10 protein-coding genes are annotated in these 12,713 nt (G+C 73.7%); 1 reads left to right on the top strand and 9 read right to left on the bottom strand.

What is annotated here, in order from left to right:
* Positions 1–105: 105 nt before the first annotated feature.
* From PV410_RS35405 to PV410_RS35435, 7 genes are all read right to left on the bottom strand, one after another.
* Positions 106–2,442, bottom strand: a complete 2,337-nt coding sequence (locus PV410_RS35405) for a xanthine dehydrogenase family protein molybdopterin-binding subunit (protein ID WP_500330074.1) — start codon at positions 2,440–2,442, stop codon at positions 106–108.
* A gap of 61 nt (positions 2,443–2,503) precedes the next feature.
* Positions 2,504–3,832 (bottom strand): (2Fe-2S)-binding protein, encoded by a 1,329-nt coding sequence (locus PV410_RS35410; protein WP_500330076.1) that lies wholly within the window; start codon positions 3,830–3,832, stop codon positions 2,504–2,506.
* The gene (locus PV410_RS35415) at positions 3,829–4,722 is read right to left on the bottom strand and encodes an FAD binding domain-containing protein (RefSeq protein ID WP_499512111.1); all 894 of its coding nucleotides are present in this window, start codon (positions 4,720–4,722) and stop codon (positions 3,829–3,831) included. Before PV410_RS35415 ends, PV410_RS35410 begins: the two co-directional genes overlap by 4 nt.
* A gap of 261 nt (positions 4,723–4,983) precedes the next feature.
* Complete coding sequence (locus PV410_RS35420) at positions 4,984–6,615, bottom strand: beta-N-acetylhexosaminidase (protein ID WP_500330078.1); 1,632 nt, start codon at positions 6,613–6,615, stop codon at positions 4,984–4,986.
* 83 nt (positions 6,616–6,698) lie between these two features.
* A complete protein-coding gene (locus PV410_RS35425) occupies positions 6,699–7,862 on the bottom strand; it encodes a hypothetical protein (RefSeq protein ID WP_500330080.1) in 1,164 nt (387 codons plus the stop codon).
* Between the two features lie 67 nt (positions 7,863–7,929).
* Positions 7,930–8,217, bottom strand: coding sequence for a DUF3039 domain-containing protein (locus PV410_RS35430; RefSeq protein WP_499512114.1), 288 nt, complete (start codon positions 8,215–8,217; stop codon positions 7,930–7,932).
* Between the two features lie 11 nt (positions 8,218–8,228).
* On the bottom strand, positions 8,229–8,807 hold the full coding sequence (locus PV410_RS35435; RefSeq protein WP_499512115.1) for a YqgE/AlgH family protein: 579 nt from the start codon (positions 8,805–8,807) through the stop codon (positions 8,229–8,231).
* A gap of 252 nt (positions 8,808–9,059) precedes the next feature.
* Here PV410_RS35435 and murA point away from each other — a divergent pair, with 252 nt between their 5' ends.
* Positions 9,060–10,394 carry a UDP-N-acetylglucosamine 1-carboxyvinyltransferase gene (murA, locus tag PV410_RS35440; RefSeq protein ID WP_499512116.1) on the top strand — a complete coding sequence of 445 codons (1,335 nt, stop codon included), beginning with the start codon at positions 9,060–9,062 and terminating at the stop codon, positions 10,392–10,394.
* A gap of 88 nt (positions 10,395–10,482) precedes the next feature.
* Here the strand turns inward: murA and PV410_RS35445 are convergent, their stop codons facing one another.
* The gene (locus tag PV410_RS35445) at positions 10,483–10,764 is read right to left on the bottom strand and encodes an HU family DNA-binding protein (RefSeq protein ID WP_018564081.1); all 282 of its coding nucleotides are present in this window, start codon (positions 10,762–10,764) and stop codon (positions 10,483–10,485) included.
* Between the two features lie 198 nt (positions 10,765–10,962).
* Positions 10,963–12,384, bottom strand: coding sequence for an NAD-dependent malic enzyme (locus tag PV410_RS35450; RefSeq protein WP_500330082.1), 1,422 nt, complete (start codon positions 12,382–12,384; stop codon positions 10,963–10,965).
* Positions 12,385–12,713: the final 329 nt, after the last annotated feature.

A 12,713-nucleotide genomic window follows, 5' to 3' on the forward strand; every position in this document is an offset into this window, starting at 1 on the left:
GGGCACGCCTGCACATCGAGTGACGTGGGTTCGAGTCCCGCCACGGCCTCCCCATGAAGGGCCCGGTCCGCATGGACCGGGCCCTCGATCGTGATTGGCGGGGCGTCAGCCCTGGGGGCGGGCCACCGCGTGCTGGGGGCGGATGGGCAGCCGGCTGACCGGACGGCCGGTGGCCGCGCGGACGGCGGAGGCGACGGCGGCCGGGGAGACGACGACGGGGACCGCGCTGGCGGCCTTGGCGCCGAAGGGAGCGAGCACGTCGCGTTCCTCGACGAGCCGGACCACGCGGATCGCGGGCGCGTCGAGCGCCGTGGGCAGCGAATAGCCGGTCAGGCTGGGCCGCTTGATGACGCCGCGCGGCGCGCGGAGGTCCTCCATGAGGGCCATGCCGACGCCCTGGGTGACCCCGGCCTCGATGCGCGCCGACAGCTGCGCGGGGTTGAGGATCCGGCCGACGTCCTGGGCGACGGCCATCTCCACGACCCGGATCGCGCCGAGTTCGATGTCGACGTCGACCACGGCGCGCACGGCGCAGAAGGCGAGGCCCACGAAGGCGTCGCCCTGGCCGGTGTCGTCGAGCCCCTCGGTGGGGTGCGGGCGGCACTGGGCGGTGGCCCACAGCTCCTTGCCGGCCAGCTCCTCCTCGACGGTGGTGGAGAGCACCCCGTCGTACGAGGTGATCTTGCCGTCGGCGATGGAGAGCAGCTCCAGCGACATGCCGAACTTCCCGGCGAGCGGCTGCAGCAGCTGGGTGCGCACCATCTTGGCGGCGCGTTCGACGGCGCCGCCGGAGACCCAGGTGTGACGGCCGCGCGCGGCGGCGCCGGCCGGGGGCTGGTCGGTGTCGGACGGCAGGACGCGGACGTCCTCGACGCCGAGCACCTCCTGCACGATCTGCCGGGCGAGGGTGGCGAAGCCCTGGCCGGTGTCGACGGCGGCGCAGATGACGGTGGCGGCTCCGTCGTGGACGCGCACGGTGGCGGTGGAGACCTCGTCGGTGCCCTCGGCGCCGAGCATGTGGACCATGCCGAGCGCGTAGCCCACGCCGCGGCGCACCGCGCCCGGCTCGCCGGCGCCCTCCAGGCCGCCGGGGAGCAGCCATTCGGACTCGTCGTCGTCCATGGGCAGCGGCGGCAGGTCGGTGTCGCGCACGGCCTTGAGCAGTTCGCCGACGGGCGCCGGGCAGGTGACCGTCTGGCCGGTGGGCAGCAGGTCGCCGGTGGCCATGACGTTGCGCATGCGGATCTCGGCCGGGTCCAGGCCGAGTTTGGCGGCGAGCTTGTCCATCTGGCCCTCGTAGGCCGCGCAGACCTGCATCGCGCCCTCGCCCCGGACGTGGCCCGACGGCGGGTTGTTGGTGCGCACCGCCCAGCCCTCGACGAAGACGTGCGGCACGACGTAGGGGCCGGCGGCAAAGGCGACGGCCGCGGCCAGGGCGTCGGCGGAGGTGTCGGCGTACGCGCCGGCGTCGAGCAGCACCTGGGCCTCGACCTTGACCAGCCGTCCCTCGGCGTCCGCGTGGTGGCGGTAGCGCAGCAGCGTGGGGTGCCGGTGGCTGTGGCTGAGGAAGGACTCCTCGCGGGTGGCCACGAACTTCACCGGGCAGCCGGTCTTCAGCGCCAGCAGCCCGAGCGGGATCTGCACGCCGGAGTCCTCGCGGTCGCCCATCGCACCGGGCACGCCGGTGACGACGACCTTGACGCGGTCCTGCTCCAGGCCGAAGCAGGCGGCGGCCAGGTCGCGGTCGGTGTGCGGGTCGGTGGAGGCGACGTACAGCTCCACGCCGCCGTCGGGGCGGGGCACGGCGAGTCCGGCCTCGGCGCCGACCGGGGCCGGGTCCTGGCGGCCGACCCGGTACAGGCCCTCGACGACGACCTCGCCGACCGCGTCCGGGTCGCCGAACTGCAGCGGGATGTGCCGGATCAGATTGCCGTCGGGGTGCAGGGGGGGCGCCGAGAACGCCCGCTCGGGGTCGATGACGGGCTCCAGGACCTCGTACTCGACCTGGATGGCCGCGGCGGCCAGCCGGGCGGTGTCGGGGTGGTCGGCGGCCACGGCGGCGATGGCCTCGCCGTGGTGCCGGACGGTGTCCTTGGCGAAGACCGGACGGTCGGCGACCCGCCGGCCGTGCATCGCGTCGCCGGGCACGTCCTCGTGGGTCACCACGGCCCGCACTCCGGGCAGTGCGACGGCCTCGGAGGTGTCGATGGACAGGATGCGGGCGTGCGGGTGCGGGGAGCGCAGCACGGCCGCCCACAGCAGGCCCTCGGCCCACAGGTCGGCGGCGTAGGGGTACGTCCCCTGGGCCTTGGCCATCCCGTCGGTGGCGGCCAGGGACGCGCCGATGCCCTGCGGTGTGGACTGCTGCTCGGCGGCGCCGGTCGCGACCGTCGCGGGGGTGCCCACGGCCGGGGTGGCCGTCGCGGCGTCGGGGCCCGTCATCGCGCGTACCTTTCGCTGCCGCGAGGGGGGAGGTGGTGCCGGGTCAGGAGGTGCGGGGTGCTCACGCCGGGCCTCCGGAGGAGGGGCGCGGGTGCGGGACGCGGATGCCGTCGGCCGGGTCGCCCGCGGTGTCGTCCGCGGCGGTCGCCGCGGTCTCCTCGCGCTCGGCCACGACCTGGCGCACGGCCTCCAGGACGCCCTGGTACCCGGAGCAGCGGCAGAGGTTGCCGCTGATGGCCTGCCGGGTCTCCAGCTCGGTCGGGCTGTGGTTGCCCTCGAGCAGGTCGTGCACGGTCATCGCCATGCCGGGGATGCAGAAACCGCACTGCACGGCCCCGCACTCGGCCAGCGCGCGCTGGACGTCCGAGGGCCCGCCGGCGGCGGACAGCCCCTCGACGGTGCGGATGTCGCTGCCCGCGGCGGTCGCGGCGGGCACGAGGCAGGAGGCGACGAGACGGCCGTCGACCTTGACCGAGCACGCGCCGCACTCGCCCTGCTCGCAGCCGTCCTTGGCACCGGCGAGGCCGAGGCGCTCGCGCAGCACGTACAGCAGGGACTCGCCGAGCCAGGCGTCGGTGACCGGCCGGTCGGTGCCGTTGACGTTGAGGACGTAGGAGTCCACCGGGTGCTCGCTGTGCGCGTCGGCGCCGGGCCCGTCGCCGTGCTCCTCGGCCGCCTCCTCCGCCGCCGGGGGCTCTTCGGCGGCGAGGTCCGCGCCGTGGTCCGACGCGGGCTCCTGCGGGTGCGCGGTGTCCTCGCCGGGGGCCGGCTCGGACCGGAACTCCTCGGCCGCGCCGTCCGGCGCGGGGGCGGACACGGGCGGGAAGCCGTACTCACCGGACTCCCCGGAGGCGCCGTCCGGGGTGAGGGGCAGCGTCCACTGGCCGGTGGCGTCCGCGGGGAGCGCCCAGCCGCCGTCCGCTGCGACGCCGGGGCGCGCCGGCGGGGGCGCGTGCGGGGCGGCGGGGGCGGTCCAGGGCCGCGACGGGTCGGGGGTCGGCACGAAGGCGCCCACCGAGTACTCGCCGGAGTCGTCGGCGGTGGCGTCCTCGCGCACGACGGGGATCGCCCACGTGGTGGCCGCGTCCTCACCGGCGGCCGGGCCGCCGGGCCCCTCCGCGGGGGCGACCGTTATCGGCACGCCGGTCGGCTCGGGCGCGTAGCCGTGGCCCGGGGCGGCGAGCGGGTCGGCTCCGGGCTCGGTCATGGACAGCTGCGCCGCGAAGGACACCTGCATGGTCTGGTCGGCGTCGTACTCGCCGTGGGGCAGGGGCTCCCACACCCCGTGCCCAGGGGTGAATCCCCCGCCGTGCGGCAGGGGTGACCCCGCCTGCGGCTGGTCGGTCATGCGCCCGTCCGGTGTCCTGTCGTCGTACACGTCGTCACTCATGCCAGTGCCCTCCCCAGCGCGCGGCGGGCCAGTGCGGCCACCGTACGCCGCAGCTGGACGGCCGCGGGGGGCAGTTCGGGGGCCGTGGTGCCGTCCGGGGCCGGCAGGGGGTCGGGGATGCAGGCGGCGGCGACGTACTCGCCGAAGGCCGTGAGGGCCTCCGGTGCCAGCGTCCGCTCGCCGTCCCAGTCGATCAGCCCGGCTACCCAGCGTTCGGCCTCGAGCGGCCGCAGCGGCACCGGTGCGACAGCTCCCACCGCGCAGCGTACGCCCCGGCGGGCGGGGTCGAGGACGACGGCGACCGACGCGATCGCGCGGCCGGGTCCGGTGCGACCGGTGGCCTTGAGGAACGTCTGCGGCGCGTGCAGCAGCGGGACCCGGACGTATGCCAGGACCTCGCCCGGCCGCAGCGGGTCCATGGCGGTGAGCAGGTGACTGACCGGCAGCTCGCGGTTGCCGTCCGGGCCGGCGACGAGGACGGACGCCTCCAGGGCGGCCAGCACGGGCAGCGAGTCGCCGGTGGGGGCGGCGCCGGCGATGTTGCCGCCGAGCGTGCCCGCGTTGCGGATCTGCGGGGGCCCGGCGGCGCGGGCGGCGGCGGCCAGGGCGGGGATGAGCGCGGCGAAGTCCGGGCGGCCCATGCGGGCGTGGGTGAGGCCGGCGCCGAGCAGCGCCGCGCCGTCCGCGTACTGCCAGCCGCGGATCTCGCTGATCCGCCCGAGCCCGACCAGTCCCGCGGGGCGCAGCAGCCCGGAGTTCACGGCCGCCATGAGGTCGGTGCCTCCGGCGACGGGCACGGCTGTGGGCGTGGCGGCCAAGGCCGCCACGGCCTCGTCGAGCGAGGTCGGCAACGCCACATTGCGCGCTGCCTGCCGTGCGTACGTGCTCACGCAGCTGCCCCTTCCCCGGCTGTCCGCGGTGCGGTAGCCGTACGGTACGTGCTGACAGCCCGGACGTGGCAACTCTGGCACATCTTCCGGGGTGATCAACGCGAGGGTCGCAAAGGAGAACCCGCCTTCCGGATGGCACCCCGTCCGGTTTGCGTCTTTCTCCAGGTTGCGACGGGAATGGCCTCCTTCATGCGCCTTGCCGTGATTGGCCAGACCACCTTGCCATTTCCCGCGCCGACCGGCCCCGGGTTGTGGCAGGCCTCACACGATCGGGGGCGGCCCCTCGATCGGGCGTCCGATGACGCCCGGACGCCGCTGCCACGGCAGCGGACCGCCCGGCGGACGGTATTCGACCCCCAGTGCGTCAAGTCGCCCGTAGTGGGTGGTCATTCGCGCGGCGAAGCCCTCGTGGTCGCGGGCGGCGGGCCGGGGCAGCCGGCTCCAGACCGTCTCGGCGAAGGCGGCGAGCCTCGGGAAGGCCATGTAGTCCACCGCGCGGACCGAATCCATCGTCTCCGTCCAGATGTTGGCCTGCGCGCCGATGACGTGGGCGGCCTCCTCGGCGGTGAGGCCGTCCGGGACGGGCTCAAAGCGGTAGACGTCCTCCAGGGTGCGGACGTGCGCGATCGGCACCGGCTCGTCCTCGCCGTCCGACTGCCGCCAGTCCAGGTAGACCTGGCTCTCCGGGCACATCACGACGTCGTGCCCGGCCCGGGCCGCCGCGATCCCGCCCGCGTAGCCGCGCCAGGAGGAGACGGCGGCGCCCTCGGCCAGTCCGCCCTCCAGGATCTCGTCCCAGCCGATCAGCCGGCGGCCACGCGCGCTCAGCCAGGTGTCGAAGTGCCGGACGAACCAGCTCTGCAACTCGTCCTCGTCGCGCAGCCCCAGCTCCTTGATGCGGGCCTGGACGGTGGCGGAGGCGCGCCACTGGTCCTTGGGGCACTCGTCGCCGCCGATGTGGACGAACTCCGAGGGGAAGACCTCCAGGAGCTCGTCCAGCACATCCTCGTAGAAGCGCACGGTGGCCTCGGTGGGCGCCAGCACGTTCGGGTTGATGCCCCAACTGGCCAGCACCGGCAGGGCGCCGGTGTCGACGACGTCGGTGTTGCCGAGTTCGGGGTAGGCGGCGATGGCGGCCTGCGAGTGGCCGGGGACGTCGATCTCCGGCACGATCGTCACGTGCCGCCCGGCCGCGTACGCCACGATCTCGCGGAGGTCGTCCTGCGTGTAGTAACCGCCGTGCGGGCGTTCGTCCCACAACGGGGACTCCCGCAGCCCCACCTTGGTCCGGCTGCGCCAGGCACCGACCTCGGTCAGGCGCGGGTGGCGGCGGATCTCCACCCGCCAGCCCTGGTCGTCGGTCAGGTGCAGGTGGAGCACGTTCAGCTTGTGCGCGGCCAGCAGGTCGACGTAGCGCAGGACGACGTCCTTGGGCATGAAGTGCCGTGCCACGTCCAGCAGTACGCCGCGCCACGCGAACCGCGGGGCGTCCTCGACCGTGCAGTGCGGCAGGCGCCAGTCGCGCCCCGGCAGCGGCGCACGGCGGAAGGCGTCGGCCCCGAGCAACTGCCGTACGGTCTGGGCGCCCCAGAACACCCCCGCCGCTCCCCCGCCGGCGATGCGGACGCCGTCCGCGGCGGACACCGTCAGGCGGTGGCCCTCCGCGCCGAGGCGCCCGGTCACGTCGGGGTCGAGGCGGAGCGTGATCGTGCCGGGCGTGCCCGCGGGCGGCGGCGGCAGCGGGAGCCCGGTGGCGGCGCCCACCGTGGCGCGCAGCCAGTGCGCGGTCCCTTCCGTGCCGGGGCCGGCGTCCAGGGTGGTGCCGGGGCCCAGGTCGAGGTGACCGCCGTCGGCGTGCCGGTGCGCCTCGACGGGCGCCGGGATGAGGTCCATGGCGCCCATCCTGCCGCGCCCGCGGCAACTGGAATAGACCAATCGCCGATTTCCGGCCCGCTCCGGCCGGACGCGGTGAGCCGTCAGCCGCGGGCCCGGCGGTCCCGGTTCAGCGCGAGGACGGGGATCAGCACGCCGACCACGCACCACAGGAGGTGGCTCACGGTCACCGCTGACCACAGCGCCGTGGAGCTCGCCTGCGCCACGGAGAGGGCCACGACGGTGCCGATGAGGGCGACGACGGCGGTCAACTGGAGGACGACGTGCCGGCTGGGCAGCAGGTCGCGTTGCAGGAAGGTGTCGCCGTACCACCAGCGCACCGCGCGGGCGGCGCCCAGCAGCACCACCACGGCGCCCGCGGCGACGCCCAGGACGGCCGGAAGCGGCCACGGGGTGCCGTCGGCGGCGGCGGCCGCCGCCAGGCCGGTGGCGGCGATCGGCAGCACGGCCAGATGGGCCGCCACGGTCAGGGCCACGGTCCGGGCGCGGGCCCGGTCCCCGTTCAACTCGGCGCGGGCCAAAGCACGTACGGTCTGCAGCCGCCCCAGGCCGGTGCTGCCGGAACGACGGGCCTGCAGCAGCCACAGCGCGCCCGCCAGCGCCGCCAGCACGCCCACCCCACCGGCCAGCACCTCCGGTTCGGCGAACAGCACCAGCGCGGCCACCAGCAGCACGGGCACGAGCCGCGGCCACCGGCGCCGCCCCGCCACGTCCGCGGGCGCGGCACCGAGCTCCAGGGCGCGGGCCACGACGGTGCGGCGTTCGGCCTGGGCGGCGGGGCGGACGGAGAGGTCCAGCGCCCGTGCGAGCGCGACCTGGGCCTCGGCCTCGCGGGGCGCGATCAGGACGGCCCGCCGGGCGGCGGCGAGCGCCTCGGGGCCACGGGAGAGCATCCGGCAGGAGTCGGCGACCAGCACCTGGGCGCGCCATTCGCGGGGGTCGGCGGCGACGACCCGCCTCCCGAGCCCGAGGGCGCCGTGCGCGTCGCCGAGCATCAGCAGGACGAGCCCGGCCAGCAGCGGCGGGTCGGGGTCGCCGCGCTCCGCATGCGCCAGCGCCCAGTCGACGGCCTCCCGGGCCCGGTCGGCCCGTCGCTCGTACGCGAAGACCCTGGCCCGTACGAGGTAGCCGAAGCTGCCGTTGCGGGCGACGAAGGCGTCGTCGACGAGCGAGTGCGCCATCTCGAAGCGCCCCCGCTCGCACAGCCCGAAGACCCGGTCCGCCGTGACGGCGTCGTCCTGCGCCATGTCCCCCCGAACGCGCGAGGTACGGCCGCCGTGCCGCGGCCGTACCTGCCGGGTGCCGTGGCGGCCGCTACTTGCCGCTCTTGTCCTTGTCCTTGTCCCCGCCACCGGTGGGCATGGATTCGAAGATCTCCTTGCACATCGGGCAGACCGGGTACTTCTTGGGGTCCCGGCCGGGCACCCAGACCTTGCCGCAGAGCGCGACCACCGGCGATCCGGAGAGCGCGCTCTCCATGATCTTGTCCTTCTGAACGTAGTGCGCGAAGCGCTCGTGGTCGCCATCGCCGTTCGACACCTGCGGGGTCGGTTCGACGAGGGTGCCGGTGCCCGCCCCGCGCTCGGGCTCGAGAGTGCTCATGGCACGCAAGCCTAATTCAGAGACGGATCGTCCGGATACGTCGCGACCATCGCGAGTTCGCTGCGCTGCCTGCGCAGCACGGAGCGCCACAGCTGCTCGGGGTCCGGGGAGAAGACGTCCCCCGGTTCGGACTCCACCACGTACCAGGCGCCCTCGACGAGCTCGTCCTCCAGCTGTCCGGGCCCCCATCCGGCGTACCCGGCGAAGATGCGCAGGGAGCCCAGCTCGGCCGCGAGGAGCTCCGGCGGCGCCTCCAGGTCGACCAGGCCGATCGCGCCGTACACCCGGCGCCAGCCGAGCGGCTCCCCGTCCTCGCCGTCCCGCGGCTCCCCGGGCACCACGGCCAGGCCCAGCGCGGAGTCCAGCGAGACCGGCCCTCCCTGGAAGACGACCGGGGGCGCGCCCGCCAGACCGGCCCAGGTCTCCAGGACGTCGCCGACCCCGACGGGCGTGGGGCGGTTGAGGACGACGCCGAGGGACCCCTCCTCGTCGTGGTCGAGGAGGAGCACCACCGCCCGGTCGAAGTTCGGGTCCGCGAGCGCGGGCGTCGCGACGAGCAGTCTGCCGGTGAGCGATGACACTTCGGTCATGGTCAACATGATCCCGCATTCCGCCGCCGCGCGGGGTGGCAACGGCCCCCTTTCCGGACCGGGCCCGGCGCACCGGGCGCGCCGCCGGCGACCCTCCGGAGGCGCGCGACCGCACAGGGTGCTGTAGCGAAGCCATTACATGAGTGGGACCTCACAGGCCTCTCCCCGGCGCCGGAAGGCCGATTACCATTTCCCCTTGGTGCCTGCGGGGACCTAGCTTCCTTTCTGCCCGTCTCCAGGAACGCGAGAGCAATGACCGGCCTTAACGACGTACTGCTCGTCCACGGCGGCACCCCCCTCGAGGGGGAGATCCATGTCCGCGGCGCGAAGAACCTCGTGCCCAAGGCGATGGTGGCCGCGCTGCTGGGCAGCGAACCCAGCCGGCTGCGCAACGTGCCCGACATCCGCGACGTGCGCGTGGTGCGGGGTCTGCTCCAGCTGCACGGGGTGACGGTGCAGGCCGGTGAGGAGCCCGGGGAACTGGTGCTCGACCCGTCCAAGGTGGAGAGCGCGAACGTCGCCGACATCGACGCGCACGCGGGCTCCTCGCGGATCCCGATCCTGTTCTGCGGCCCCCTGCTGCACCGCCTCGGCCACGCCTTCATCCCGGGCCTGGGCGGCTGCGACATCGGCGGCCGGCCGATCGACTTCCACTTCGACGTGCTGCGCAAGTTCGGCGCGGTCATCGAGAAGCGCCCCGAGGGCCAGTACCTGGAGGCCCCGCAGCGGCTGCGCGGCTGCAAGATCGAGCTCCCGTACCCGTCGGTCGGCGCGACCGAGCAGGTGCTGCTGACGGCCGTCCTGGCCGAGGGCGTCACCGAGCTGAGCAACGCCGCGATCGAGCCGGAGATCGAGGACCTCATCTGCGTCCTGCAGAAGATGGGCGCCATCATCACGATGGGCACCAACCGCACCATCCACATCACCGGCGTGGACAAGCTCGGCGGCTACAACCACCGCGCCCTCCCGGACCGCCTGGAGGCCGCCTCCTGGGCCTGCGCGGCCCTGGCCACCGAGGGCAACGTCTACGTCCGCGGCGCCAGCCAGCGCGAGATGATGACCTTCCTCAACGTCTTCCGCAAGGTGGGCGGGGCCTTCGAGGTCGACGACCACGGCATCCGCTTCTGGCACCCCGGCGGCCCGCTGAACGCCATCGCCCTGGAGACCGACGTCCACCCCGGATTCCAGACCGACTGGCAGCAGCCCCTGGTCGTGGCCCTCACGCAGGCCTCGGGCCTGTCCATCGTCCACGAGACGGTGTACGAGTCCCGGCTGGGCTTCACCTCGGCGCTCAACCAGATGGGCGCCCACATCCAGCTCTACCGCGAGTGCCTGGGCGGCACCCCCTGCCGCTTCGGCCAGCGCAACTTCCTGCACTCCGCGGTCGTCAGCGGCCCCACCCGGCTGCAGGGCGCCGACCTGGTCATCCCCGACCTGCGAGGCGGCTTCTCGTACCTCATCGCGGCCCTGGCGGCGCAGGGCACCTCCCGGGTGCACGGCATCGACCTGATCAACCGCGGCTACGAGAACTTCATGGGCAAGCTGGAGAAGCTCGGCGCGAAGGTCGAGCTGCCCGCCGCGGACTGACCCGGCGCCCGGCCCACCGTCCGGAACACACGAAGGGCGGCCTCCCCGCGGGGAGGCCGCCCTTTCGGTTGTCGCGGTAGGCGCGGAACTACTTGCCCTTGGCGGCTTCCTTGAGCTTCGAGCCCGCGGAGACCTTCACGCTGTAGCCGGCCGGGATCTGGATCGGGTCACCGGTCTGCGGGTTGCGCGCGGTGCGCGCGGCGCGGTGGCTGCGCTCGAAGGTGAGGAAGCCGGGGATGGTGACCTTCTCGTCGCCCTTGGCGACGATCTCGCCGACGACCTCGGCGAACGCGGCCAGAACGGCGTCGGCGTCCTTGCGGGTCACCTCGGCGCGCTCGGACAGCGCGGCCACCAGCTCACTGCGGTTCATCTAAGTACTCCTTGCATGGAAACCCCCAACGTCGACCGTCGGGGAAGACGCATTGTGAAGACGCTCATCGCGCTTCTGCGGTGCGGCCCTCACCGCCCAGGTACGCATCCTGCCCCTATTTCTGGGGGAAACGCCAATCCGGCACCCGGGAGAGTCACACAAAAAGCGGGACGTGTGCGGCTCGATGACGCTCCGTCGTTACGGCGTCGCGGTGAGGCCCTGCGACTTGGCGGCCTCACGGACGGCGCCGGCGACGGCGCCCGCGACCTTGTCGTTGAAGACGCTCGGGATGATGTAGTTCGGGTTGAGCTCGTCCTCGGTGACGACGTCCGCGAGGGCGGTCGCCGCCGCGAGCATCATCTCGGTGTTCACCGTGCGGCTCTGGGCGTCCAGCAGGCCGCGGAAGACGCCCGGGAAGACCAGCACGTTGTTGATCTGGTTCGGGAAGTCGCTGCGGCCCGTGGCGACCACCGAGGCGGTCTCCCGGGCGACCGCCGGGTCCACCTCGGGGTCGGGGTTGGCCAGGGCGAAGACGATGGCGCCGTCGGCCATGGCCGCGACGTCCTCGCCGTCCAGGACGTTGGGGGCGGAGACGCCGATGAAGACGTCCGCGCCGCGCACGGCCTCCTTCAAGGTCCCGGTGATCTCCTCCGGGTTGGTGTTGTCGGCGATCCAGCGCAGCGCCGTCCCGGGGCCGGCGGCGACCAGGTCCTCCCGGCCGCTGTGCACGACGCCGTGGATGTCCGCCACGACGGCGTGCTTGACGCCCGCCGCGAGCAGCAGCTTGAGGATGGCCGTGCCGGCGGCGCCCGCACCCGACATGACGACCCGTACGTCGCCGACCTGCTTGCCGACCACGCGCAGCGCGTTGGTCAGCGCCGCAAGCACCACGATGGCGGTGCCGTGCTGGTCGTCGTGGAAGACCGGGATGTCCAGGGCCTCGCGCAGCCGGGCCTCGATCTCGAAGCAGCGGGGCGCCGAGATGTCCTCCAGGTTGATGCCGGCGAAGCCGGGGGCGATCGCCTTGACGATCTCCACGATCGCGTCGGTGTCCTGGGTGTCCAGGCAGATCGGCCAGGCGTCGATGCCCGCGAAGCGCTTGAACAGGGCCGCCTTGCCCTCCATGACCGGCAGCGCGGCCTTGGGCCCGATGTTGCCCAGGCCCAGCACGGCCGAGCCATCGGTGACCACCGCGACGCTGTTGCGCTTGATGGTCAGCCGGCGGGCGTCCTCGGGGTTCTTGGCGATCGCCATGCAGACCCGGGCCACACCGGGGGTGTAGACCATGGAGAGGTCGTCACGGTTGCGGATGGGGTGCTTCGACGCCATCTCGATCTTGCCGCCGAGGTGCATCAGGAACGTGCGGTCGGAGACCTTGCCGATCGCGACGCCCTCGATCTGCGCCAGCTTGGCGACGATCTCGTCCGCGTGGGCCGTCGAGGTGGCCGCGATGGTCACGTCGATCCGCAGCTTCTCGTGGCCGGAAGCGGTCACGTCGAGGCCGTGGACGGCACCACCGGAGGCTTCCACGGCCGTGGTGAGCTGGCTGACCGCGGATCCGCTCGCGGGTACCTCCAGCCGCACCGTGATTGAGTACGAGACGCTCGGCGCCGTTGCCATGGCCGCTGTTCCTCCGCTGTCGCTGGTTGTGCGCCCTCGATGCTGCCACCTACTGGTGGGTACGCGTAAACCCGGGGGCCCTACAACAGAATGTCGAGTAGCGAGGGGGGTCAACGGAAGCTTGTGTGCTTAATGTTCCCCCACCCGCCACCGGAACGGCGCACACGGACGGAATGACAATCTCGGATCGTTTGTTAGCCTGGGTGAGGCACCGGCTCGATCCAAGCCCCCGGGCCCAACCATAGGCGCTTCGAGCGCCCACTTGCCGCGAGGCGAGCATGGCGGGTCGGTGTCACAGACGTCCGGCGGGGCGCCCCTCCCAGAGGGGC

It is taken from the genome of Streptomyces sp. PA03-5A, assembly GCF_033792725.1.
GTDB lineage: Bacteria > Actinomycetota > Actinomycetes > Streptomycetales > Streptomycetaceae > Actinacidiphila.